Source organism: Mycobacterium sp., from assembly GCF_036273375.1.
Classification (GTDB): Bacteria; Actinomycetota; Actinomycetes; order Mycobacteriales; family Mycobacteriaceae; genus Mycobacterium.
The window spans coordinates 1-22,965 of the sequence record NZ_DASUHS010000028.1 but is presented as its reverse complement, the minus strand read 5'-3'; the positions used below and the strand labels follow the sequence as shown (position 1 = coordinate 22,965).

Here is a 22,965-nt window from a genome sequence, read left to right as displayed (position 1 = left end):
CGCCGCGCTCGCGACCGTCACTAGGCTCAACCGAATGCGCCTAGGTCGAATCGCCAGCCCGGACGGTGTCGCCTTCGTCAGTATCGAAGGTGAACTCAACGCCCCAGCCGAGATGATCGCGCGCGAGATCGCCGAACATCCCTTCGGCACGCCGAACTTCACCGGCCGCTCATGGCCGCTGGCCGACGTGCGACTGCTCGCCCCGATACTTGCCAGCAAGGTGGTGTGTGTAGGGAAGAACTACACCGATCACATCGCCGAAATGAAGGATATGACCGGCCCGGCCCCGGTGGATCCGGTGATCTTTCTCAAACCCAACACCGCGATCATCGGGCCGAACGTGCCTATTCGGTTGCCGGCCAACGCATCACCGGTGCATTTCGAGGGCGAGTTGGGGGTGGTCATCGGCCGGCCCTGCAAGGATGTCGCGGCCGCCCAGGCGGCGGAGAACATCCTCGGCTACACCATCGGCAACGACGTGTCGGCGCGCGATCAACAAAAATCCGATGGCCAGTGGACCAGGGCCAAGGGGCATGACACCTTCTGCCCGGTGGGCCCGTGGATCGTCACCGACCTCAAACCGCTGGACCCGGGCGATCTGGAATTGCGCACCGAGGTCAACGGCGACGTCAAGCAGCACAGCCGTACCTCGCTGCTGATTCACGACATCGGCTCGATCGTCGAGTGGATCTCGGCCGTGATGACCTTGCTGCCGGGCGACATAATCCTCACCGGAACGCCGGCGGGTGTCGGCCCCATTGAGGATGGCGACGCCGTCTCCATCACCATCGAGGGCATCGGCACCCTCACCAATCCCGTGGTCCGTAAAGGAAAATCGTGACTGCAGCAGCCCAAGTCCGCGTCCGATTCTGTCCCTCGCCCACCGGCACCCCGCACGTCGGAATGGTTCGCACCGCGCTGTTCAATTGGGCTTACGCCCGACACACCGGGGGCACCTTCGTCTTTCGCATCGAGGACACCGATGCGCAGCGTGACAGCGAGGAAAGCTATCTTGCGCTGCTTGATGCGCTGCGCTGGCTCGGCCTGGATTGGGACGAGGGGCCAGAGGTGGGCGGACCCTATGGCCCCTACCGCCAGTCACTACGCAGTGAGATCTATCACGACGTCGTGGCCAAGCTGCTCGAAGCGGGGGAGGCCTACTACGCCTTTTCGACGCCGGAGGAGGTCGAGGCGCGCCACGTCGCAGCGGGCCGTAATCCCAAGCTGGGCTACGACAATTTCGACCGGCAGCTGACCGATTCCCAGCGCGCCGCGTTCCTGGCGGAGGGCCGCAAACCGGTGGTGCGGCTGCGGATGCCCGACGAAGATCTCGTGTGGGACGACCTGGTTCGCGGCACCACCAGCTTCGCGGCCGGGTCCGTGCCCGATTTTGCGTTGACCCGCGCCAACGGAGATCCGTTGTACACCTTGGTCAACCCGTGCGATGACGCGCTGATGAAGATCACCCATGTGCTGCGCGGTGAGGACCTGCTGCCGTCGACGCCGCGCCAGCTTGCGCTGTATCAGGCGCTGATCCGGATCGGCGTGGCCGAGCGCACTCCGCAGTTTGCTCACCTCCCAACGGTATTGGGGGAGGGAACCAAAAAGCTCTCCAAGCGCGACCCGCAGTCGAACCTGTTCGCTCACCGCGACCGGGGCTTCATCCCCGAAGGGCTGCTCAACTATCTCGCGTTGCTCGGCTGGGCCATCGCCGACGACCATGACGTGTTCAGCCTCGAGGAGATGGTGGCGGCGTTCGACGTGGTCAACGTCAACTCCAATCCCGCCCGCTTCGACCAGAAGAAGGCCGACGCGCTCAACGCCGAGCACATCCGGTTGCTGGCGGTCGACGACTTCGCCGCCAGGCTGCGCGACTATCTCAACGTTCACCGTCATCGCCTCGTGCTGGATGACGCCGGCTTCGCCACCGCCGCCGACCTGGTGCAGACCCGGATCGTGGTGCTCGGTGATGCGTGGGAGCTGCTGAAGTTCCTCAACGACGACGAGTACGCGCTCGACCCCAAGGCCGCCGCCAAAGAGCTGGCAGCCGACGGCGCCGCGGTTCTGGACGCGGCGCTGCCCGCGCTGGACGCCGTGGCGAACTGGACGGCTCCGCAGATCGAAGCCGCACTCAAGGCCACGCTCATCGACAATCTGGGCCTCAAACCGCGTAAGGCGTTCGGTCCGATCAGGGTGGGGGCCACCGGGACGACGATCAGCCCGCCGTTGTTCGAGTCGCTGGAGCTGCTGGGCCGCGACCGCAGCATGCAGCGACTGCGCGCGGCGCGTGAGAAGGCCGGGCGCGACCCCGCTTGAGCGACCGCGACCGCGCGTGCGGAGTGTCCGTCGAGACTTTGGTAGTCTGCACTGCGGTTTAGGAAAGGCCGGCAACGGCTGGCGGCGGCGGAGTCCAAAGAGCTTATGAAGGTCCGTAATCGACGCTGACCAGCGGTTTTAGGCAGCCAATGGGGTATGGTGTAATTGGCAACACAGCTGATTCTGGTTCAGCCATTCTAGGTTCGAGTCCTGGTACCCCAGCAAAACTCTCTCCGCCTCAAGCGATTAGGTGGGCCTAGCGGGGTGAGCTATGCTGACTGCTCGGATCGTTTCTGGCCCCGTCGTCTAGCGGCCTAGGACGCCGCCCTCTCACGGCGGTAGCGTGGGTTCGAATCCCATCGGGGCTACAAATGTCGCAGCTACTGGTCGGTCCCCTGGACCGCCGGTGCTGTCGACCCGCCCACCGGCATAGCCGGCAAGCCGAGTTTGCGGTGATCCCACGAACGAGCCCGCCGGGCCACGATGCGAACGCAGACCCGCTTGTTCATCATCTGCTCGACGAACGGTTTCATGTCGTCGGTGTAGGGACCGGTGTAGCGCTCCCAGACGCTGACGCCCACGCGGTGTGAGACGTCGGGATCGTCGACGATCTCGGCGATGCCCTCGAACGACACCCCGCGCAGTGTGTCGTAGGTGTGGCCGTCCTCGATCAGAAAGCTCACTCGCGGATCGCGCTTGAGGTTGATGGCCTTCTGCGACTTGGCCTTGGTCTCCAGCCAGATCTCGCCGTCGACGACGGCGTACCACATTGCGGTCAAGTGAGGCTGGCCGTCGGCGCCGATGGTGGCCAGCGTGCCGGTGCGGCTTTTCACGACGAATTCGGCGATCTCGTCTTCGGACATGACGATGCTCGCGCGCTGATTGGTTCCCATGCCGGTCAGTCTGTCAGGCGGTCCGCGGTGACTGTGTACTGGTGGCGTTGAGCGTGCACCGCGGCCGACAAATTCCCGATTACGCCGCCCTGGACGCACACTCGCCGCCGGAACAGCGTTAGAGGCGGCGAGCGAGTGCTTCGGCGGCGGACAGAAGATCGGCGGCCCAGCGTGCTCCAGGGCGCCGGCCGATCCGGTCGATGGGGCCCGAGACCGAGATGGCCGCGACGACGGCGCCGCGGCTATCTCGCACCGGCGCCGACACACTCGCCACGCCGGGCTCGCGCTCGGCCACGCTTTGGGCCCAGCCCCGCCGCCGCACTTCGGCCAGTGTTCGTTCGGTGAATTTCGCGGTCGCGAGCACCGCTTTCTGGGTGGCCACGTCGCTATGGGCCAGTAGCACTTTGGCACCCGATCCGGCCGTCATCGGCAATCGCGCCCCGATTGGAACCGTATCGCGAAGGCCCGCAGCGGGTTCCAGTGCGGCCACACAGACGCGGTCGGTGCCCTCGCGACGGTAGAGCTGCACGCTCTCCCCGGTCGTTTCGCGCAACAGCGGGAGCACCGCGATGCTGGCGGTCAGCAGCGGATCGTTGACGTGGGCCGCGAGTTCGGTGACGGCCGGACCGAGCAGCCAGCGTCCTTCGTCGTCGCGTGCCAGCAGACGATGGACTTCGAGGGCGGCGGCCAGCCGGTATGCCGTGGCGCGCGGTAAAGAGGTCCGCTCACATAGTTCGGCTAATCCACAGGGTGATTGGGAGATCGTGTGCAGGATACCCACGGCTTTGTCCAGGACGCCGATACCGCTATGCTGTCTCACAAGGAGATACTAGCGTCTCGTATTCTGAGATCATAGCCTGAATGATCGGCGAGCCGCTAACGAGGCGAAGTGAGGCGAGTCCGATATGGGAATCGACCAAGGGGCGGCCGGGGTCGCCCCCAAACCGCGCACTCTGGCCGAAAAAGTTTGGGATGGCCACGTTGTGGTTTCCGGTGGTGCCAGCGAGCCCGACTTGATCTACATCGATCTGCATCTGGTGCACGAGGTCACCAGCCCGCAGGCTTTCGATGGCCTGCGCGTGGCCGGCCGGCCGGTGCGCCGTCCCGACTTGACGCTGGCCACCGAGGATCACAACGTCCCGACCACCGATATTGACAAGCCGATTGCCGACCCGGTGTCGCGGACCCAGGTCGAGACATTGCGGCGAAATTGTGCGGAATTCGGTGTGCGGCTATATCCAATGGGCAACGTCGAGCAGGGCATCGTGCATGTGGTCGGGCCGCAGCTGGGCCTCACTCAGCCCGGAATGACCGTCGTCTGTGGGGATAGCCACACCTCGACGCACGGCGCATTCGGCGCGCTGGCCATGGGAATTGGCACTTCGGAGGTCGAGCACGTGCTGGCCACCCAGACGTTGCCGCTGCGGCCGTTCAAGACGATGGCGGTCAATGTCGATGGGGAGCTGCCCCCCGGTGTGGCGGCCAAGGACATCATTCTCGCCCTGATCGCCAAGATCGGTACCGGCGGTGGGCAGGGGCATGTCATCGAATATCGAGGCAGCGCCATCGAATCGCTGTCGATGGAAGGCCGGATGACCGTCTGCAATATGAGCATCGAAGCCGGCGCTCGGGCCGGGATGGTGGCTCCGGACGAAACCACGTTCGAGTTCCTGCGTGACCGGCCGCACGCCCCGCAAGGGGCGCAATGGGATGCGGCGATGAGTTATTGGCAGCAGCTGCACACCGACCCCGGTGCCGAATTCGACACCGAGGTCTACCTCGACGCCGCGTCGCTGAGCCCGTTCGTGACGTGGGGCACCAATCCCGGCCAGGGTGTGCCGCTGGCCGACGCCGTGCCGGATCCCGAACTGATGACCGACGACGCGCAGCGCCAGGCGGCTGAGAAAGCGTTGGCATATATGGACCTTCGACCGGGCACGCCGATGCGTGACGTCGCCGTTGACACGGTGTTCGTGGGCTCTTGTACCAACGGTCGTATCGAAGATCTGCGGGTCGTCGCCGACGTGCTGCGCGGCCGCAAGGTTGCGTCGGGGGTACGGATGCTCGTCGTGCCGGGCTCGATGCGCGTGCGCGCGCAGGCCGAAGCCGAAGGGCTGGGTGAGGTTTTCACCGCCGCGGGCGCCGAATGGCGCCAAGCGGGCTGCTCAATGTGCCTGGGGATGAATCCCGACCAGCTTGCGCCCGGGGAGCGGTGCGCCGCGACGTCCAACCGCAACTTCGAAGGGCGCCAGGGTAAAGGCGGCCGCACGCATCTGGTGTCTCCGGCGGTTGCCGCAGCGACGGCGGTCCGCGGCAGATTGTCAGCTCCAGCCGATTTGAACTGACGTATTCCGTTGTGAAGGGATGAGCATGGAAGCATTTCACACCCACACCGGTATCGGTGTACCACTGCGGCGCTCCAATGTCGACACCGATCAGATCATTCCGGCGGTGTATTTGAAGCGTGTCACCCGAACCGGTTTCGAGGACGGATTGTTCGCCAGTTGGCGGTCGGATCCGTCATTCGTCCTAAATCTCAGCCCCTTTGACCGCGGGTCAGTGCTAGTAGCAGGACCCGATTTCGGGACGGGATCGTCGCGTGAGCATGCGGTGTGGGCACTGATGGACTACGGGTTCCGGGTGGTCATCTCGTCTCGATTCGGTGACATTTTCCGGGGCAATGCCGGCAAGGCGGGGCTGGTGGCGGCCGAAGTTTCCCAGGACGGTGTGGAGCTGCTCTGGAAGCTCATCGAGCAGAGTCCGGGCTTGGAAATCACTGTCAATCTTCAAGATCGAAATATCACCGCGGGAACGACGGTGCTGCCGTTCAAGATTGACGACCATACCGCTTGGCGACTGCTCGAAGGTCTTGACGATATAGCCCTTACGCTGCGGAAACTCGACGAAATCGAGGCATTCGAGGTGGCGTATCCGGACTGGAAACCGCGCACCTTGCCCACCTCTTGAACGGCTGAGCGAAGCCGATTTTCTCCTTGACCGGCTAACTAAACCGAGCCGATTTTTAGCACCTTCCACCGGTCAAGGGCGGCAACCGGATTGCGAAAACATCGCACGCTTTGCCCTGAAATTGCGCGTGGCTCTTGGAAATTTGCTGGGTGAGGGTTTACCGTGTCCACTAGTCGGTTCAAATCGAGGACCACTAGCGTCGGAGGGATTGATGAATAAGGCAGAGCTCATTGATGTGCTCACAACTAAATTGAACACGGACCGTCGACAGGCGACCGCCGCGGTCGAGAACGTTGTCGACACCATTGTGCGTGCGGTACACAAGGGCGACAGCGTCACCATCACCGGATTCGGTGTGTTCGAACAGCGGCGCCGCGCAGCACGGGTGGCCCGCAACCCGCGGACCGGTGAGACGGTGAAGGTGAAGCCGACGTCGGTCCCGGCGTTCCGCCCCGGTGCACAGTTCAAAGCGGTTGTGTCTGGCGCACAGCGCCTCCCGTCGGACGGCCCCGCCGTCAAGCGCGGTGTCGTAGCAGGTGGCGCGGCCAAGAAGACCGCCGCGAAGAAGTCTCCCGCCAAGAAGGCCGCGGCCAAGAAGTCTCCGGCCAAGAAGGCTGCGGCTAAGAAGGCTCCGGCCCGCAAGGCCGCGACCAAGGCTCCCGCCAAGAAGACTGCGGCCAAGAAGGCTCCAGTTCGTAAGGCGGCGAGCAAGGCTCCAGCCAAGAAGACTGCCGCCAAGAAGGCTCCGGCCAAGAAGACTGCGGCTAAGAAGGCTCCGGCCCGCAAGGCGGCGAGCAAGGCTCCGGCCCGCAAGGCGCCTGCAAAGAAGACGACCGCTCGTCGCGGTCGCAAGTAGCAGAATCAAGTTCTAGACACGAGTACCCTTCGGGCGGCATTGAAGCCCCCGAAGGGTATTCGTGCGCTAGCGGCGGTCGCAAGCGCGGCGAAGCCGGGCGTAGCGGGCCGCCGCCATCACGCTAGGTCCGAACGTTGGCGGCCAGCGCGCCGCCGATGTGATCGGCAGCCAGCAATCGTCCGTCTGACAGTGACAGCACCCAGGTGCTGCCCTTGTGGTTGCGCGATTTGTCGGGCCGCACGCCGTCGCGCTCGCACCACCACGCGATCAAGTCCGGAATCACCTTGCCCTGAGTGCACACAACCCGCGTGCCTTGCCGCTCGGCGATATCCAGCATTCGGTGGCGTCCGCGTTTCGCGTTCTTGGCATAGGCCTCTTCGGTGAGGAGGGGCTCGTTGTGCACGGGCACGCCCAAGTCCTCGGCAAGCGGTTCCACGGTCTGATGGCAGCGGACGCGGTCGGCCGCATGCACGTGTGACGCACCGAAGGCGAGCAGCTGCGGCACCAGCGCCTCGGCCTGCGCACGTCCACGTTTGTCCAGCGGCCGCTTGGCGTCATCGCCGGAGAAACGCGATTTGCGGCCGGCCGTGCCGTGCCGGACCACCAACAGGGTTTGCGTGTCGGCGGGCTTCTTGTTGAAGTGGCGCAGCACTTTTCGGTCTTGCGCGTAGTCCAGCTTCTGCATCGCCTCGGCGATCGGCAACCACACCAACCCGTCCACCTCGTTGCCCGCCACGAATTCTCCGCCGGTGGCGCGCGCCGCCCAGAAGAAGACTTTTTTGACGCCCTGGTCGATCGGATAGCTCACCAAGTCGAGTCGCCTGCCGAGGATGGCGCGCTGGCCCGTCTCCTCGTGCACCTCGCGCACGGCTGCCACCGGGGCAGTCTCGCCGGGGTCCACCTTGCCCTTGGGCAGTGACCAGTCGTCATACCGGGGACGGTGAATGACGGCGATCTCGATGTCGTGGTTGCCCGCATCACCATTGCCTGGTCGCCACAGCACCGCGCCGGCGGCATAGACGACACGGCTTCCAGAGCGCCGGGCGGCGGACGAATTCTGGGTCGGCACCTCAACTCCTGCAGATCAATTCACTCAGAGCCGCACACTGAATCAGGAGGTCGGCCCGGAGAAACAACCGGAAATCACCGCACAGAGCTAGGGACTGCGATGGCGCTCCATCAACGATACTTGGTGGTCTCGCACGGTATGGCCCTCTTGTGGCGACGGGGTCCACTGCCCGTCTTGCCCCAATTCCCAGCACCGGGTTGAGGGATCCAGCGCGGATTCGAACAATTCGTCCAGCTGCGCGGTGAGCTTGGGGTCCTTGACCTGAGCCAGCACCTCCACGCGCCGATCGAGGTTGCGGTGCATCATGTCGGCGCTGCCGATCCAGAATTCGTTGATGTTGCGGAAATGAATGATCCGCGAGTGCTCCAGGAAGCGGCCGAGAATCGAGCGGACGAAGATGTTTTCGGAAAACCCCTCGGCACCAGGGCGCAGCGCGCAGATGCCGCGCACCACGACCTCGACCCGCACCCCGGCCTGCGACGCCCGGTAGAGCGCATCGATCACCTGCTCGTCGACAAGCGCGTTCATCTTCAGGCGAATGCGTCCGCTTCCGCGTTCGCGGTGCGATTCGATCTCGCGTTCGACACGTTCGATGATGCCGGCGCGAATTCCATCCGGTGCCACCAGCAGATTGCGATAGGAGACCTTACGCGAATAGCCGGTAAGCGAATTGAACAAATCGGTGAGGTCCGCGCCGATATCGGGATTCGCCGTCAGCAGGCCGACATCTTCGTACAGGCGGGCGGTTTTGCTGTTGTAGTTGCCGGTTCCGATGTGGCAGTACCGCCGGATGGCCGAACCTTCGCGGCGCACCACCAAGCAGGTCTTGCAGTGCGTCTTGAGGCCGACGAGCCCGTAGACCACATGCACGCCCGCCTGCTCGAGTGCGCGCGCCCAACGGATGTTGGCCTGTTCGTCGAAACGCGCCTTGATCTCGACGAGGGCCACCGCCTGCTTTCCGGCCTCGGCCGCTTCGATCAGCGCCCGCACGATCGGCGAATCACCGGAGGTGCGGTACAGCGTTTGTTTGATCGCCAGCACATTGGGGTCCGCAGCGGCCTGCTGGATGAAGCGCTGCACGCTGGTGGAGAAAGAGTCGTACGGGTGGTGCACCAAGACGTCGCCTTCGCGCAGCGTCGCGAAAATGCTCTTGGGAGACTCCCGGTCGGCGAAGGCGGGGTGGGTGTCCGGGACGAACGCCGGGTCCTTGAGTGCCGGCCGGTCCAGGCCGTAGATCTGCCACAGCGACGAAAGGTCGAGCAGGCCGGGGACTTCGATGACGTCACCGGGATGCACATCGAGTTCGCGCAGCAGTAGTTCCAGCATGCCCTCGGTCATGTCGTCGGCGATTTCAAGTCGCACCGGCGGCCCGAACCGCCGGCGCGCCAATTCCCGTTCCAGCGCCTGCAGCAGATCCTCGTCGCGGTCTTCTTCGACCTCCATGTCGGCGTTGCGGGTGATGCGGAAAGCGTGATGCTCCACGATTTCCATGCCCGGGAACAGGAGAGGAAGGAAGGCCGCGATCAGCTCTTCCGTCGGCAGGTAGCGGACGATGGTCCGCCCGTCGTCCGGGCTGTTGATGGCGGCGAGCTCGACGAAGCGATCGACATTGTTGGGCACCTTGACTCGGGCGAAGTGCTGACCGCCGTCCTCGGGCTGACGCACCATGACCGCGAGGTTCAGGCTCAGCCCGCTGACGAACGGGAACGGGTGCGCGGGATCGACCGCCAGCGGCGTCAGGACGGGGAAGACCTGTTCGGTGAAATAGGTCGACAATTCGTCGCGCTCGCGCTGATCGAGATCGGCCCACGTGACGATGTGAATGCCTTCCTCGGCGAGCGCGGGCCGCACCGAATCGAGGAACACCTGCGCGTGCCGGGTCGCGATCCGCTGAGTTTGTTCCCCGATGAGTGCAAGTTGCTTGCGCGGCGTCAAACCGTCGGCGGAGCGAACCGACAATCCCATCTCGTCACGGCGCTTGAGGCCGGCGACGCGCACCATATAGAACTCGTCGAGGTTGGAGGCGAAGATCGCCAGGAACTTGGCACGTTCCAGCAGCGGAAGCGAGTTGTCGTCGGCGAGCGCCAGCACGCGGGCGTTGAAGTCGAGCCAGCTCAGTTCGCGGTTGAGGTAACGGTCCTCTGGGAGATCGGTCAGCGCGGCCTGGGTCGCAGCCGGGGGTGCCGTCACGGCCGAGTCGCCTGAATGCCACAAATTCTCGTCGGGTCGCGCCTCAGCTTCGATTTCAGTCACCCTGCGATCATCGCGCATCATGCGCGGCTGCTGCTAGCGCTCGAGGCACATCCATTCGCCGTTGGGATGACGTTTACCGGCCGGACAGATTCGCGGATCGAAATCAGTGCGTCACGATGGCCCGGGCGGTCGCTGCCCCCATCCCGAGGCGGCGGGCGGCGGCGAGGTCGGTGGGAGTATCGACGTCACACCTCAGGCCGGGCCAGGCGCCGGTCAGCTCGATCGCACCCGAACTGCGGTGCCGCGCCGAGGAATCGGAGCCGAATTGTGGATCGAGCGGGCTGCCGAACGCAAACAGCGCTGCGGTGCCCGTCGCCGGCCGGTCGGCGACGAAGCTGCGCCGGTGCTGGCGTGCGGCAGCGATCGCCTCGCTCAGCTCCTGGGTCTGCAGCGCGGGTAAATCTCCTTGCAGCGCAACGACATTGGCGAAGGAACTCCTCACCGCACGTTCCGCGGTGCTGATGGCGTTATTCAGTGGATCGGGATGCCCCTCGGGTGTCGGGTCGGCCAGCACGTCGGCTCCCAGATCGACGGCCGCCGCGGCCGCGGCGTCGTCGGGCGTGATCACGGTGATCGAACCCAGCGATCGGACCCGTCCGGCGGCGGTCAGGGTGTCCATCAACATGGCGAGTACGACGCTTTCCCGGGTGCGCGCCGAGAAGACCGGGGCCAGCCTGGTCTTGGCCGCGGCCAACCTCTTGACGGCGATGATCAGCGCCACGTCGCCTGCGCCGTTGGCCGCACCGTCGGCTCGTATGCCGCTCATGAGAAGTCATCCTGCCAGCGACGCGCTGCGGATCGCTCGCGAACCCGGGGGCGATCCGCCCTGCGCGTGGGACACGCTGGCTCGCGTGACGCCCGGTCCGTCGCTGATCTAGGGTGTAGCGGCTGCATGTGCCGCGTGAGCAGCACCGACCACGGACAGGGGTAATACATGACCAGCGCATCATCGGGCGCCGTCGCGGTCATGGGTGCCGGGGCGTGGGGCACGGCGCTGGCCAAGGTGCTGGTCGAGGCCGGGGAACCGGAAACGGTGGTCACGCTGTGGACCCGCAGGCCCGAGCTCGCCGAGCAAATCAATTCCACCCGATACAACCCCGACTACCTGCCCGGCACGTTGCTGCCGCCGGGCATCCGTGCCACCGCCGACGCCGCCGAAGCCCTGCGCGACGCGTCGACGGTGCTGCTGGGCGTGCCGGCGCAGACGATGCGCGGCAACCTGGAGCGCTGGGCGCCGCTGATTCGCGAGGGCGCGACCCTGGCCAGTCTGGCCAAGGGCATCGAGCTGGGCACGTTGATGCGGATGAGCCAGGTCATCGTCTCGGTCGTCGGCGTCGACCCGTCTCAGGTCGCGGTGATCTCGGGGCCGAACCTGGCCAGCGAAATCGCCGCTACCCAGCCCGCCGCCACCGTCATCGCGTGCAGCGACTCGGGCCGGGCCGTCGCCCTGCAGCGCATGCTGAACAGCGGCTACTTCCGTCCGTACACCAACAGCGACGTGGTCGGCACCGAGATCGGCGGGGCCTGCAAGAACGTCATTGCCCTGGCGTGCGGGATGGCCGTCGGTGTCGGGCTCGGCGAGAACACCACGGCGGCGATCATCACCCGCGGTTTGGCCGAGATCATGCGGCTGGGGATTGCGCTCGGCGCCAAGGGTGCGACGCTGGCCGGGCTGGCCGGAGTGGGCGACCTGGTGGCGACCTGCAGCTCACCGCGTTCGCGCAATCGTTCGCTTGGCGAACGGCTCGGCCGGGGAGCGACCATCGAGTCGGTGCTGGCCGGGACGCCCGACGGCGGCGACGGGCACGTCGTCGAGGGTGTGACGTCCTGCGAGGCGGTGTTGGCACTGGCCGCCAGTTACGACGTCGAAATGCCCCTCACCGATGCCGTGCACCAGGTGTGCCACAAAGGGCTGTCGGTGGACGACGCGATGGCCCTGCTCCTGGGCCGCAGGACCAAGCCCGAATAAACGCTGCCGAACATGTGAAAAGGCCACGCAACGGCCCGCCACCCGACCGGGCCGGGTACCACCCGGTAGCCTCTTGAGATTGTGAATGCCAGCCAGCGGTCGCCGCACCCCAGCTCAGGTGAGCGGGTACGCGTTGCCGTCGTTTTCGGCGGGCGCAGCAACGAGCACGCCATCTCGTGCGTCTCGGCGGGCAGCATTCTGCGCAACCTGGACCCGGAGCGGTTCGACGTGCTCGCGATCGGCATCACTCCGGAAGGTTCGTGGGTGCTCACCGACGGCGACCCCGCCGCGCTGGCGATCACCGATCGGCAACTGCCCGAGGTGACCGCCGAATCGGGAACCGAATTGGCGCTGCCCGCCGATCCTCGGCGCAGCGGCCAGCTGGTGTCTCTTGCACCCGGCGCCAGTGAGGTGTTGGCGTCGGTCGACGTGGTGTTTCCGGTGCTGCACGGCCCCTACGGCGAGGACGGCACCATCCAGGGTCTGCTGGAACTCGCCGGTGTGCCCTACGTGGGGGCCGGCGTGCTCGCCAGCGCGGCCGGCATGGACAAGGAGTTCACCAAAAAGCTGTTCGCCGCCGAAGGATTGCCTATCGGTGACTATGCGGTGCTGCGCGCGTCGCACCCGAGGCCGTGCCCTGAGGAGTGCGAGCGGCTGGGCCTGCCGGTGTTCGTCAAACCCGCCCGGGGCGGCTCCTCGATCGGTGTGAGCCGGGTGTCGAGCTGGGATCAGCTGGACGGCGCCATCGCGATCGCGCGCCGGCATGACCCCAAGGTCATCGTCGAGGCGGCGATCGTCGGTCGTGAGCTGGAATGCGGCGTGCTCGAAATGCCCGATGGCACAGTAAAAGCCAGCACGCTGGGTGAGATCCGGGTGGCCGGGGTGCGCGGGCGCGAGGATTCCTTCTACGACTTCTCGACCAAATATCTCGACGACGCTGCCGAATTGGACGTGCCCGCGAAGGTGGACGACGAAATCGCCGACACGGTGCGCCAATTGGCGATCCGGGCGTTCAAGGCCATCGACTGCCAAGGGCTGGCCCGGGTGGACTTCTTCCTCACCGAAGACGGGCCGGTGCTCAACGAGATCAACACGATGCCGGGATTCACCACGATCTCGATGTACCCGAGGATGTGGGCGGCCAGCGGCGTGGATTACGCGACCTTGCTGACGACGATGGTCCAGACCGCGCTGGCCCGCGGCGTGAGTCTGCGCTGACCGCTAACGCGGTTGACCGGGGTCGATGGGTGCCGCCGGGATGCTGCGGTCGATCACCTCGGAGAGCCGCTGAATCGGCGTCGGTCCGGATCCGGTCGGCAGCGTGAGCGCCACATAGACTCCGCGATCCACCGTGTACCAGGTGGATCTGCCCGCGTCACCGGCGGATTGTTGCTCGGAACGCACCTGGAACCACTGCACCCGATCGACAACCTGGATCGGGGATCCCAGGACGAACTCGGCCGGGCGGTCCAGCCCGCAGCGCAGCACCACCGAGTCACTGTCCGGCCCGCTCCGCCAGGCGGCGACGCTGCGCGGGGCCGGCTCCTCGAGGGGCGCGCGCTGGTAATCCCCGAGCCGCTGCGGCAGCGCACCCATCAGCGCCCGGCATGCGGCGCCGTCGGCCTGCGGCGCCGGGACCGCGGGAACGGCAACCGAACGCGGCGGCGCCTCGCGGGTTGCCGCGATGGCCAGGATCACGCCGATCGTCGCGACGGCCAGCGCGACCGCGGCGATGATCAGCGCGCGCGGCGGCCCGGCATCGGTATCCGATTCGGTTGGCACCGCCCGCACACCTCCTTCTCTGCTAACCACTATCGCCTGCATTTACCCGGGTGCCAATTTATTCTCGGGTCGAAAAGGGCCCGCACAGGCGCGAAGTTCTACACTGGCGCGGTCCGGTCCACGGGCAGGGACCTATGGTTGGGCCGGGCCCGCACCGGACCGTGACGCGCCGAAGGAGGTGGCGTGCAAGACGAATCGGGCGAGTCCCCGTCGCTGCAGCAACTCGGTGAGTTCGCCGTGATCGATCGCCTGGTGCGGGGTCGCGAGCAGCCCGCCGCGGTCGTGCTCGGGCCGGGTGACGATGCGGCGCTGGTGTCATCGGGTGATGGTCGCGTGCTGGTGTCGACCGACATGCTCGTGCAGGATCGGCACTTTCGGTTGGACTGGTCGACGCCGCACGACATCGGCCGCAAGGCGATTGCCCAGAACGCCGCGGATATCGAGGCGATGGGCGGTCGGCCGACGGCATTCGTGGTCGCCTTCGGCGCACCCGGTGCTACGCCGGCGGCGAAGGTGGACGCGTTGGTCGACGGAATGTGGGACGAGGCGCGACGGATCGGGGCCGGCATCGCCGGCGGTGACCTGGTCCACTGCCCGCAGTGGGTCATCGCGGTGACGGCGCTGGGCGACCCGGGCGGGCGCGCACCGGTGCCCCGATCGGCCGCCAAGCCCGGTGCGCTGATCGCCGTCGCCGGTGACCTGGGCCGCTCGGCAGCAGGATTCGACTTGTGGCGCAACGATATTGATGGCTTCGATGAGCTTCGGCGCCGGCATGTAGTGCCGCAGCCGCCCTATGGTCAGGGAGCGGTGGCCGCCGCCCAGGGCGCGCAGGCGATGATCGACATCTCTGACGGCCTGATCGCCGACCTGCGTCATGTCGCCGAGGCCTCCGGGGTGGGCATGGATCTGTCCACGACGGCGCTGGCCGCGGACCACGATGCGCTTGGCGCCGCCGCGGCCGCGGTGGGCGCCGATCCCTGGCGTTGGGTGCTGGGCGGTGGCGAGGACCACGCCCTGGCGGCGTGTTTCGCCGGTCCCGCGCCGGCCGGATGGCGCGTCATCGGGCGGGTTCTCGACGGGCCGGCCCGGGTACTCATCGACGATCAGGAGTGGATCGGCTACGCCGGCTGGCAGTCGTATTAGGGTGACGCGGTGACCGTTTACGCGATCGCGAAGAGCCGATGATGACCGCGCGTCCGTTGAGCGAACTGGTGGAGCCGGGCTGGGCGAGTGCGCTGCAGCCGGTGAGCGACCAGGTGGCCGAGATGGGGCAATTCCTGCGGGCCGAGATCGCGGCCGGGCGCAAGTATTTGCCTGCTGGTCCGAACGTGTTGCGCGCCTTCACCCATCCCTTCGATGACGTCCGGGTGCTGATCGTCGGGCAAGACCCGTACCCGACGCCTGGACACGCTGTGGGACTTAGCTTTTCGGTGGCGCCCGAGGTCCGGCCGTTGCCACGCAGTCTGGCCAACATATTTCAGGAGTACGCCGCGGACCTCGGCCACCCGCAACCCTCGTGCGGTGACCTAACGCCCTGGGCGCAGCGCGGCGTGCTGCTGCTGAACAGGGTGCTCACCGTGCGCCCCAGTAATCCCGCCTCACACCGCGGCAAGGGCTGGGAGGCCGTGACCGAGTGCGCTATCCGAGCGCTGACCGAGCGGTCGCGGCCCCTGGTGGCCATCCTGTGGGGTCGTGACGCTTCCACGCTCAAACCGATTCTGGCCCAAGGAAATTGCGTCTCCATAGAGTCGCCGCATCCGTCGCCGCTGTCGGCCTCGCGCGGGTTCTTCGGTTCGCGCCCGTTCAGCCGCGCCAACGAACTGCTGGCCGAGATGGGCGCCGACGCGATCGATTGGCGCCTGCCATGACCGAGATGACCGCGCTGCGGGCTCACCGGCGGGGCGGCCCGGAGGAGCTGGTGCTCGAAAGTGCCCCGCTACCGGTGCCTGCCGCGGGCGAAGTCTTGGTGGCCGTACACGCGGCAGGGATCACGTTCGACGAGCTGACCTGGGAGGAGACCTGGACCCGCGACGGGGTCAGCCGCCTTCCGGTGATCCCGTCACACGAGGTATCGGGCGTCGTCGAAGCGGTCGCCGCCGACGTAACGGATTTCGCACCCGGTGCCGAGGTGTACGGGTTGATCGGGTTCGACCGTGACGGTGCGGCGGCCGATTTCGTCGCCGTACCGGCGGTCGACCTGGCCACCAAGCCGTCGACGGTGTCGCACGTCGTCGCCGCCGCGCTGCCGCTGGCCGGCCTGACCGCCCTGCAGGCTTTGGTCGACCACGCCGCCGTGCAACCGGGCGAGACAGTGCTGGTGCACGGGGGTGCCGGGGGAGTGGGCCTGCTGACGGTTCAGCTGGCCGCACTGCTGGGTGCCCAGGTGACCGCGACCGTGCGCAGCGGCACCGCCAATCTCCTGCGCGGCTGCGGCGCGCAGCGGGTGATCGACGTGCGCACCGAGGAATTCGACGAAACCGGCGCCGGCTACGACGTCGTTATCGACACGGTGGGCGGCCAGACGTTGGAGCGGTCGTTCGGCGTCCTGCGCCGAGGGGGCCGCCTGGTCACCTTGTCGGAACCGCCTCCGGATGGCAGGGCCGACGAGTTCGGCGTCACCGCAACCTTCTTCATCGTCACGCCGAATCGGGATCAGCTTGACGAACTTGCCGCGCTGGTGGACGGCGACCGGTTGCACGTGGCGATCGCCCAGACATTCGGCCTCGACGAGGGCCGGGAGGCGTATGAAAGCCGCGGCACCGGCAGCCGCGCCGGCAAGACGGTCCTCGTCGTGCGGGGCTGACCTACTGCCGCGAACCGCTCCGCGAGACATAAACCTGGCACACTATCCGTGGCGTGTCGTGTGCGTGGGTTATGTGTCGCGGTGGTTGGCGTCATGAGTCCGCGAAATTGACGTCCTTGGTGACGGCCTTCCACTCCTCGATCGACGCCGACATCGCAGTGATCTTGTCCCGCATGGCCTTCAGCACGTCACGACCCAGCAGCAGGCGCAGTGGCGGCTCATCGAGTGTGGTCACCATCAGCACCGCGTCGGCGACCTTCTTCGGATCACCGGGCAGGTGATCGGCGAACTGCTTGATCAGGTCCTTGCGCGCGGCCACGTCGGCGTAGTCGGAGATCGGGCTGCCCGATTCCTTCATCGACCGCGTCGCCCAATCGGTGCGAAACGCGCCCGGCTCGATGGCGGTCACCTTGATGCCCAGCGGACGCACCTCGGCGGCCAGCGCCTCGGTCACCGCTTCCAGCGCGAACTTGGTGGACGAGTAATAGGCGTTGGGCGGGTTGGCCACCAGACCCGTCATCGAGGAAATATTGATGATGTGCCCCGACCCGCGGGCACGCATGGCCGGCAGCACCGCCTTGATCATGTCGACGGCACCGAAGTAGTTCACGTCGAACAGCTTTCGCACCTCGGCGTCCTCACCCTCTTCCACTGAGGACAGATAGCCGTGACCGGCGTTGTTGACCAGGACGTCGATCCCGCCGAATGCCGTGTCGGCCGCCGAGATCGCCGCCGCGATCTGGGCGGCGTCGGTCACGTCGAGGGCGACGGGCAGGGCCCGGTCGCCGAATTCGTCGGCGATATCGGCCACCGCCTCGGCCCGCCGCGCGGTCACCACCACGCTGTGGCCGGCTCGCAATGCGGCGCGCGCGATTTCGCGACCAAAGCCGGTGGAGCAGCCCGTGATCAGCCAGCGCGACATCGTCAGATCGTCCCTTCCGGCAGGCGGCGCAGATAGGCCTTGCGCCGCTGCGCCAGCTCGACCACCCGCTGCTGCTCGCTCACCCGCGGCAACTGCGGCACCTCGGCGTCGAGCCGATCCAGCTTGACCACCCGCCCGCGCGCGCCGAGGTCTTCCCCCGGACCGCCCTGGCCGAACTCCGCCATGCGCAGGGTCAAAATGGCCTCCCGCAAGCCGTCGGAGTCGATCCAGTTCGCCACGCCGGGATCGACGGGCGAGATCACGTAGGTGTACGAGCCGTCGTCGTTCGCCACCGACTGCGCCTTGTTGAGGCTGCCGGTCCGGTCGACGAGGTCGAGCGTGGTGCCCCAGATATTGCTCAGCGGCACGGTGAAGTATTCGGCGCCGCCGTCATTCAGGTCAACGACGAATGCCTCGTCGGGGGCGAGGTCGAACCGGCCCATGACGTAGACCTGGTTGCGCATCGCGCCGACCTTGTCGGCCGACCAGGCCAGGTTGAAATGGTTGGCCGGCATCTTGTAGACGCCGTGGCTCAGCTTGCCGGTGAAGTTGGCGAAGTAGTCCATCATCGCCGCCGTGGCCTCGGCCTGTTCGTCGAGCGTGCGCGCCGGGGTGGCCGCTGGGCCTCCGAGTCGTTGCACCTCAATGTGATTGGGGTCGTCGCGGCCCCAATCCAGTAGCACGTCGCGGATATAGAACTCGTGGGCTTGCGGCGAGGTCTGCACGTGGTTCGGCCGCCCGTTGGCGGGTTCGGCGTCGACGGTGATGGTGTAGCTGCCGTCGGACTCGACCGCCATGGTGCGGCCGTTGAGCACGGCGACGGTGCCCATGTGTGCGTCCCACAGCGTGAAGTAGTTCTCGGTCATGCGGTGCTCGCCGACCCGGCCGCGGATCTCGTAACGTTCGTCCCCGCAGATCGGGATCACCCGGTACACGCTGTCGGGATTGTCTATGCCCCAACGTGATCCGGGAATGCCCCGGCCGTCCACCGGGTGTGCGAGCCGAGTGATGCAGCTGACCTTCGGCCGCAGCTTGTCCTGATTGGACGACCACACCGCCGCCGAGAACATCACCTCGGCGAACGCGTCGTCGAATCGTTCGCGCATCGCGTCCGACGCCTTGGCGCGACCGAGCCAGGTCTCGGCGACCGTGCGGTAGGCGGCCTTGACTTCTGGGTGCTCGATCAGGTCGAGGGCCGCCAGCTCCTGTTCGTGCTGGGACGCCGTCGCGACCGGGTGATCAGGCATGTGTTGTTCCTCCGATGTGTTGTCCAAAACGCTTGTTGTACAACGCGAATCGCTCGTCGACCTGCTCGGGGCGCAGGCCGTAGTTCTCCAGCCCGTAGGGCGGGCGGGGCACCTCCCGGGGACGGTGGGCCAGCCAGCGCCGCATCGCGTCTTCGGCGGCGGCGGTGAGCGGCAGGCCGACGGCGTCGTAGACGCGGGCCACCTGCCCGATAGGATCGGTCACCGCGTCGTCGAACCCGATGTCGGTGAGCACTGCACCCTCATCAGCCCATCCGTCGCGGACCGCCATGGCCCGATCATTCGTCCAGCCCATCCGCTCCAGCCATTGCGCACCGACCCGGTGCGGGTCGACGGTATCGGCGTGCATCGCATGCAGGGTCGCGTTCAGACTGGCCCCCGACGCGATCGTGGTGCGCGGGTCACGATGCATGTGCACGATGTGCAGATCCGGAAACTGCGCCCGCAAGGCATTCAAATAGCCAAGGTGCGCAGGAGATTTGAGCACCCAGCGCTGGCCCCGCACGCCGCGCCGCCGCTTCTGCCACTGCAGGAATTGCAGCATGCGGTGCAGATAGCCGTAGGCGGGGGAGAAGTCCTGGCCGTCGAGCCAGGTTGGGTAAAGCGGCAGGTGCGCGCCCGACTCGGGCACGTGCGACAGGAACGCGTCAGCCAGGAAGACGATCTCCTCCTCGGCCTCCCTGGCGTACATCGGGTGGATGGAAAACAATTCGGGCGCCAGTTCGCGGGACTTCGCTTCTCGCGCTTCGCTGATCGCGATGCGCGGATCGGGGGCGTCGGTGAACTGATAGTTCAGCCGCGGCGCGACCTCGACGACCTCCCAGCCGTACGCGCAGACGAAGCGCGGGTCGGCGGCCAGCAGCCGCTGCAGCAGCGTGGTGCCGCTGCGCATCATCCCGACGACGACGATCGGGGCGGCCACCCGCTCGTCGAGGATCTCTGGATGGCGGCGGATCCACTCCTGCGCGCGCAACCGCATCCGCAGGCTGTGCACGATGCCCGACCGCAAGATGTGCACGCCGATGGCGTTGAGGTCGGTGCGCGCATAGTCGGCCAGCAACACGGCCAGCGGTCCGTCGAACTCGCCCGGACCCCACTCGGTGAGTCCTTCCTTGCGTTGCGCGTCGGCAAGCACGGCGGCCGGGTCGAATGGGCCGTCGGATGCGCTCGCGGATGCCACGGGTCAGAACTTCAGATGCTGGCTGACGTCGCCGACCTGGTCGACGAACATGGTCCGGCTGTCGAAGCACCAGGCCCCGTCCACCCGGTGAAAGGTGTCCTTGTAGTGCCCAGTCACGATCACCTGCAGCGGCAGCTCGGCAGTGGCTTGCGTGACGCAGTAGTAGGACGTGCTCTGCGCGGTCCCGGCCGCCTCGTCGATGTAGAGCTGCACGTTGGTCGTGTGGTGTTTGGTCTTCGGGGTGCCGTCTTCGTAGATCCGCGTGGCCATGCCATACATCTCCCGCACCCGGGCGGAACCGGTGAACACCGTCTCCGGCGGGCCGTCCTGGACCCCGCAGATGCGGCCGTGCTCGAAGAGCCGGGCCACCCCGTCCAGGTCGCCGCCGTCGAGAAGCTGCGCGTAGGTGTAGATGAGGTTGGTGATCTCGGTGGCGCTGTCACTCATGTCGAACCGCCTCGGAGTCTTTCCGCTCTTATGTTGGCAGAACCGGTCCAACTTACATAGAACCGACCATTACTCTGGATCGCCGTGACCTTACCGTGGACGCCGAGCAGGCTCGGCAACCTCACCGGCAAACGCGTGATCGTGACCGGAGCGACCAACGGCGTCGGGCTCGGCACCTCGCGTGCGCTCGCCAAAGCCGGCGCGCACGTGATCCTCGCAGTGCGCAACACCGAACTCGGCGAGCAACGCGCCGCGGAAATTTCTGCGATGGGCGGCTCGACCACCGTGGTCAAGCTCGACCTCGCCGACCTGTCGTCGGTGCGGGCCTTCGCGGGCCAGATCGACGAGCCGGTGGACATCCTGATCAACAACGCCGGCGCGCTGACCGACCGGCGCACCGAGACGGTCGACGGCTTCGAGATGACACTGGGCACCAACCTGCTCGGGCCGTTCGCGCTGACCAATCTGCTCCTGGTAAAGGTGCGTTCGCAGATCATCAACGTCGGGTCCGACGCGCACCGGTCGGCGACGCTGCGCCTCGATGACCTGCACCTGCGCCGGCACAAGTGGACGAGATTGGGCGCGTACGCGCAGTCGAAGCTCGCGGTCATGCTGTGGGGCCTGGAGCTCGACCGCAGGCTGCGCGCGGCCGGATCGCCGATCGTCACGCAGCTCACCCACCCGGGTTGGGTGGCCTCGAACCTGTCGAACCTGGGCGACTCGCCGCTGATGTCGCTGGCCCACAAAGGGGTCAAGGTGGTGGCCGACCGGTTGGCCAACGACATCGACGAGGGTGCGGCACCCACGCTCTACTGCATCAGCGAGCCGATTCCGCCGGGCAGCTACGTCGGGGTCAGTGGCAGGTTCGGGCTGCGCGGCGGCCCGGTGCTGATCGGTCGCACGCCGCTGGCATGCGACTACGACACCGCCGCGCGCCTGGTCGCCTTCGCCGAACACGAGACCGGCACGACCCTGGAGGTGTAGTCATGGGCGAATTCGACAACACAGTTGCCGTCATCACCGGCGCCGCGCGCGGGCAGGGCCGCAGCCACGCCGTCGCGCTGGCCGAGCAGGGCGCGGACATCATCGCCGTCGACATCTGCGCCGATCTCGAGGCGATCCCCTACGCCCTGGGCACCGAATCCGAGCTCGCCGAGACCGTGCAGCTGGTCCGGGCGGTCGGCCGCAAAGCAGTGTCCGTCGCCGCAGACGTCCGCGACCTCAAGGCGCTGCAGGCCGGGGTGCAGGCCGGCGTCGACGAGCTCGGCTACATCGACGTCGTCGTCGCCAATGCCGGGGTGGTGGCCATCGGGGTCACCGACCCCGAATCCGAACCGGTGTTCAACACGATCGTCGACACCAATCTCAAGGGCGTGTGGCACACGCTGCTGGCGACGGTTCCCTCGATCGTGCGCAAGGGACGGGGCGGCTCGGTGGTACTGGTCAGCTCATCGCAGGGCCTGACCGGCCGCGGCGGCGACGGCAGCGCGGCGATGTTCGCCTACGCCGCGTCCAAACACGGGGTGGTGGGGCTGATGCGCTCAGCGGCGAATGCCTATGCGCCACACAAGATTCGGGTTAATTCGATCCACCCGAGCGGTGTCGCGACGCCGATGATCCTCAACGATTTCGTGGTGAACCGGATGCTGGAGAACCCCAACCCGGCCCTGTCCCAGACGCTGCTGCCCGACGTGGCGTTGGTCGAGGCGCAAGACGTCACCGAAGCGGTGCTCTGGCTTGCCGGACCGCGGTCGCGCTACATCACCGGCGCGGCGATACCCGTGGACGCCGGCCACGTCGTCATGTAACGACGGCTGCCCTCAGCCCCGGTCTAGCCCCTGACGACCTTGCCGGCCTTGATGCAGGACGTGCACACGTTCAGACGCTGCTTGTTGCCGCCCGGACGGGTGACGACGTGCACGGTCTGGACGTTGGGGTCCCACCGGCGGCTGGTGCGGCGGTGGGAGTGCGACACCGACTTACCGAAGCCGGGGCCTTTCCCGCAGATGTCGCACACAGCGGCCATGGTTCAAGCTCCTCAAATCTCGGGGGTCCGCCAATACGGCCGGGACAGCCCAGGTTCACCCGGGCACACCCGAGGATACCGACTGTCGTGGCAACCACCAAAACGGTCACCACCGCTGTCGCCCCCTCTGGCTAGGCTCAATGGGCTGAATCGGCCGCCGGCGGGTGGTGGTCACCGGCAGCCGTCGCGGGTGTCGCCGGGCTACGCTGGCGCCCAC

23 protein-coding genes and 2 tRNA genes are annotated in these 22,965 nt (G+C 66.7%); 14 read left to right on the top strand and 11 right to left on the bottom strand.

The window, feature by feature from the left end:
- Positions 1-34: 34 nt before the first annotated feature.
- The 4 genes from VFW69_RS03305 to VFW69_RS03290 all read left to right on the top strand — a co-directional run bounded on the left by VFW69_RS03305 (position 35) and on the right by VFW69_RS03290 (position 2,684).
- Positions 35-841 (top strand): fumarylacetoacetate hydrolase family protein, encoded by an 807-nt coding sequence (locus VFW69_RS03305; protein ID WP_526498137.1) that lies wholly within the window; start codon positions 35-37, stop codon positions 839-841.
- A complete protein-coding gene (gene gltX, locus VFW69_RS03300; protein WP_526498135.1) occupies positions 838-2,316 on the top strand; it encodes a glutamate--tRNA ligase in 1,479 nt (492 codons plus the stop codon). The genes VFW69_RS03305 and gltX overlap by 4 nt, the downstream gene beginning before the upstream one ends.
- 150 nt (positions 2,317-2,466) lie before the next feature.
- Positions 2,467-2,538 (top strand) — tRNA-Gln (locus tag VFW69_RS03295).
- A gap of 73 nt (positions 2,539-2,611) precedes the next feature.
- Positions 2,612-2,684, top strand: a tRNA-Glu gene (locus VFW69_RS03290).
- Positions 2,685-2,696: 12 nt separating this feature from the next.
- Here the strand turns inward: VFW69_RS03290 and VFW69_RS03285 are convergent.
- Both VFW69_RS03285 and VFW69_RS03280 read right to left on the bottom strand, forming a co-directional pair.
- Positions 2,697-3,209, bottom strand: a complete 513-nt coding sequence (locus tag VFW69_RS03285) for a pyridoxamine 5'-phosphate oxidase family protein (RefSeq protein ID WP_526498133.1) — start codon at positions 3,207-3,209, stop codon at positions 2,697-2,699.
- A gap of 118 nt (positions 3,210-3,327) precedes the next feature.
- Complete coding sequence (locus VFW69_RS03280; RefSeq protein WP_526498131.1) at positions 3,328-4,029, bottom strand: IclR family transcriptional regulator; 702 nt, start codon at positions 4,027-4,029, stop codon at positions 3,328-3,330.
- Positions 4,030-4,114: 85 nt separating this feature from the next.
- Between VFW69_RS03280 and leuC the strand changes: the two genes are divergently transcribed.
- From leuC to VFW69_RS03265, 3 genes are all read left to right on the top strand, one after another.
- Positions 4,115-5,554, top strand: a complete 1,440-nt coding sequence (leuC, locus tag VFW69_RS03275) for a 3-isopropylmalate dehydratase large subunit (protein ID WP_526498129.1) — start codon at positions 4,115-4,117, stop codon at positions 5,552-5,554.
- A gap of 25 nt (positions 5,555-5,579) precedes the next feature.
- Complete coding sequence (leuD, locus tag VFW69_RS03270) at positions 5,580-6,176, top strand: 3-isopropylmalate dehydratase small subunit (protein WP_526498127.1); 597 nt, start codon at positions 5,580-5,582, stop codon at positions 6,174-6,176.
- A gap of 211 nt (positions 6,177-6,387) precedes the next feature.
- Positions 6,388-7,032: an HU family DNA-binding protein gene (locus VFW69_RS03265; protein ID WP_526498125.1), complete on the top strand. Its 645-nt coding sequence runs from the start codon at positions 6,388-6,390 to the stop codon at positions 7,030-7,032.
- 121 nt (positions 7,033-7,153) lie between these two features.
- On the opposite strand, the gene mutT1 is transcribed toward VFW69_RS03265, so the two are convergent.
- From mutT1 to cofC, 3 genes are all read right to left on the bottom strand, one after another.
- On the bottom strand, positions 7,154-8,101 hold the full coding sequence (gene mutT1 / locus VFW69_RS03260; RefSeq protein ID WP_526498123.1) for an 8-oxo-(d)GTP phosphatase MutT1: 948 nt from the start codon (positions 8,099-8,101) through the stop codon (positions 7,154-7,156).
- 87 nt (positions 8,102-8,188) lie between these two features.
- The gene (locus VFW69_RS03255; RefSeq protein WP_526498121.1) at positions 8,189-10,375 is read right to left on the bottom strand and encodes an RNA degradosome polyphosphate kinase; all 2,187 of its coding nucleotides are present in this window, start codon (positions 10,373-10,375) and stop codon (positions 8,189-8,191) included.
- Positions 10,376-10,457: 82 nt separating this feature from the next.
- Positions 10,458-11,120, bottom strand: coding sequence for a 2-phospho-L-lactate guanylyltransferase (gene cofC / locus VFW69_RS03250; protein ID WP_526498119.1), 663 nt, complete (start codon positions 11,118-11,120; stop codon positions 10,458-10,460).
- 168 nt (positions 11,121-11,288) lie between these two features.
- Between cofC and VFW69_RS03245 the strand changes: the two genes are divergently transcribed.
- Together VFW69_RS03245 and VFW69_RS03240 are read left to right on the top strand one after the other, a co-directional pair.
- Positions 11,289-12,323 carry an NAD(P)H-dependent glycerol-3-phosphate dehydrogenase gene (locus tag VFW69_RS03245; protein ID WP_526498117.1) on the top strand — a complete coding sequence of 345 codons (1,035 nt, stop codon included), beginning with the start codon at positions 11,289-11,291 and terminating at the stop codon, positions 12,321-12,323.
- An 81-nt stretch (positions 12,324-12,404) separates the two neighbouring features.
- A complete protein-coding gene (locus VFW69_RS03240; RefSeq protein WP_526498115.1) occupies positions 12,405-13,541 on the top strand; it encodes a D-alanine--D-alanine ligase family protein in 1,137 nt (378 codons plus the stop codon).
- A 3-nt stretch (positions 13,542-13,544) separates the two neighbouring features.
- On the opposite strand, the gene VFW69_RS03235 is transcribed toward VFW69_RS03240, so the two are convergent.
- Complete coding sequence (locus VFW69_RS03235) at positions 13,545-14,105, bottom strand: DUF3515 family protein (RefSeq protein WP_526498113.1); 561 nt, start codon at positions 14,103-14,105, stop codon at positions 13,545-13,547.
- Positions 14,106-14,288: 183 nt separating this feature from the next.
- On the opposite strand from VFW69_RS03235, the gene VFW69_RS03230 reads away from it, so the two are divergent.
- Genes VFW69_RS03230 through VFW69_RS03220 form a run of 3 tightly spaced genes read left to right on the top strand, consistent with a single transcriptional unit; the run spans position 14,289 to position 16,908 of the window.
- Positions 14,289-15,248, top strand: a complete 960-nt coding sequence (locus VFW69_RS03230; RefSeq protein ID WP_526498111.1) for a thiamine-phosphate kinase — start codon at positions 14,289-14,291, stop codon at positions 15,246-15,248.
- Between the two features lie 41 nt (positions 15,249-15,289).
- Positions 15,290-15,973 carry a uracil-DNA glycosylase gene (locus VFW69_RS03225; RefSeq protein WP_526498155.1) on the top strand — a complete coding sequence of 228 codons (684 nt, stop codon included), beginning with the start codon at positions 15,290-15,292 and terminating at the stop codon, positions 15,971-15,973.
- Between the two features lie 5 nt (positions 15,974-15,978).
- The gene (locus VFW69_RS03220; protein WP_526498153.1) at positions 15,979-16,908 is read left to right on the top strand and encodes an NADP-dependent oxidoreductase; all 930 of its coding nucleotides are present in this window, start codon (positions 15,979-15,981) and stop codon (positions 16,906-16,908) included.
- 91 nt (positions 16,909-16,999) lie between these two features.
- On the opposite strand, the gene VFW69_RS03215 is transcribed toward VFW69_RS03220, so the two are convergent.
- Genes VFW69_RS03215 through VFW69_RS03200 form a run of 4 tightly spaced genes read right to left on the bottom strand, consistent with a single transcriptional unit; the run spans position 17,000 to position 20,722 of the window.
- Entirely contained in the window at positions 17,000-17,830 is an 831-nt protein-coding gene (locus VFW69_RS03215) for an SDR family oxidoreductase (RefSeq protein ID WP_526498109.1), read from the bottom strand.
- A 2-nt stretch (positions 17,831-17,832) separates the two neighbouring features.
- Positions 17,833-19,077 carry a hypothetical protein gene (locus VFW69_RS03210; protein ID WP_526498107.1) on the bottom strand — a complete coding sequence of 415 codons (1,245 nt, stop codon included), beginning with the start codon at positions 19,075-19,077 and terminating at the stop codon, positions 17,833-17,835.
- On the bottom strand, positions 19,070-20,275 hold the full coding sequence (locus tag VFW69_RS03205; RefSeq protein WP_526498105.1) for a sulfotransferase: 1,206 nt from the start codon (positions 20,273-20,275) through the stop codon (positions 19,070-19,072). Before VFW69_RS03205 ends, VFW69_RS03210 begins: the two co-directional genes overlap by 8 nt.
- Before the next feature lie 3 nt (positions 20,276-20,278).
- Entirely contained in the window at positions 20,279-20,722 is a 444-nt protein-coding gene (locus VFW69_RS03200) for a nuclear transport factor 2 family protein (RefSeq protein ID WP_526498103.1), read from the bottom strand.
- A gap of 84 nt (positions 20,723-20,806) precedes the next feature.
- Here VFW69_RS03200 and VFW69_RS03195 point away from each other — a divergent pair, with 84 nt between their 5' ends.
- Both VFW69_RS03195 and VFW69_RS03190 read left to right on the top strand, forming a co-directional pair.
- A complete protein-coding gene (locus tag VFW69_RS03195; protein ID WP_526498101.1) occupies positions 20,807-21,706 on the top strand; it encodes an SDR family NAD(P)-dependent oxidoreductase in 900 nt (299 codons plus the stop codon).
- A gap of 2 nt (positions 21,707-21,708) precedes the next feature.
- The gene (locus VFW69_RS03190) at positions 21,709-22,530 is read left to right on the top strand and encodes a mycofactocin-coupled SDR family oxidoreductase (protein ID WP_526498099.1); all 822 of its coding nucleotides are present in this window, start codon (positions 21,709-21,711) and stop codon (positions 22,528-22,530) included.
- 23 nt (positions 22,531-22,553) lie between these two features.
- Here VFW69_RS03190 and rpmB read toward each other — a convergent pair whose 3' ends face one another.
- Positions 22,554-22,748, bottom strand: coding sequence for a 50S ribosomal protein L28 (rpmB, locus tag VFW69_RS03185; RefSeq protein WP_046185726.1), 195 nt, complete (start codon positions 22,746-22,748; stop codon positions 22,554-22,556).
- Between the last annotated feature and the right edge of the window lie 217 nt (positions 22,749-22,965).

Coding starts and splice junctions, on each gene's coding strand:
- VFW69_RS03305 (WP_526498137.1), top strand. CDS start 35: ATGCGCCTAGGTCGAATCGCCAGCCCGGACGGTGTCGCCTTCGTCAGT.
- VFW69_RS03285 (WP_526498133.1), bottom strand. CDS start 3,209: ATGGGAACCAATCAGCGCGCGAGCATCGTCATGTCCGAAGACGAGATC.
- leuC (WP_526498129.1), top strand. CDS start 4,115: ATGGGAATCGACCAAGGGGCGGCCGGGGTCGCCCCCAAACCGCGCACT.
- leuD (WP_526498127.1), top strand. CDS start 5,580: ATGGAAGCATTTCACACCCACACCGGTATCGGTGTACCACTGCGGCGC.
- VFW69_RS03265 (WP_526498125.1), top strand. CDS start 6,388: ATGAATAAGGCAGAGCTCATTGATGTGCTCACAACTAAATTGAACACG.
- VFW69_RS03255 (WP_526498121.1), bottom strand. CDS start 10,375: ATGATGCGCGATGATCGCAGGGTGACTGAAATCGAAGCTGAGGCGCGA.
- cofC (WP_526498119.1), bottom strand. CDS start 11,120: ATGAGCGGCATACGAGCCGACGGTGCGGCCAACGGCGCAGGCGACGTG.
- VFW69_RS03245 (WP_526498117.1), top strand. CDS start 11,289: ATGACCAGCGCATCATCGGGCGCCGTCGCGGTCATGGGTGCCGGGGCG.
- VFW69_RS03225 (WP_526498155.1), top strand. CDS start 15,290: ATGACCGCGCGTCCGTTGAGCGAACTGGTGGAGCCGGGCTGGGCGAGT.
- VFW69_RS03220 (WP_526498153.1), top strand. CDS start 15,979: ATGACCGCGCTGCGGGCTCACCGGCGGGGCGGCCCGGAGGAGCTGGTG.
- VFW69_RS03215 (WP_526498109.1), bottom strand. CDS start 17,830: ATGTCGCGCTGGCTGATCACGGGCTGCTCCACCGGCTTTGGTCGCGAA.
- VFW69_RS03210 (WP_526498107.1), bottom strand. CDS start 19,077: ATGCCTGATCACCCGGTCGCGACGGCGTCCCAGCACGAACAGGAGCTG.
- VFW69_RS03200 (WP_526498103.1), bottom strand. CDS start 20,722: ATGAGTGACAGCGCCACCGAGATCACCAACCTCATCTACACCTACGCG.
- VFW69_RS03190 (WP_526498099.1), top strand. CDS start 21,709: ATGGGCGAATTCGACAACACAGTTGCCGTCATCACCGGCGCCGCGCGC.
- rpmB (WP_046185726.1), bottom strand. CDS start 22,748: ATGGCCGCTGTGTGCGACATCTGCGGGAAAGGCCCCGGCTTCGGTAAG.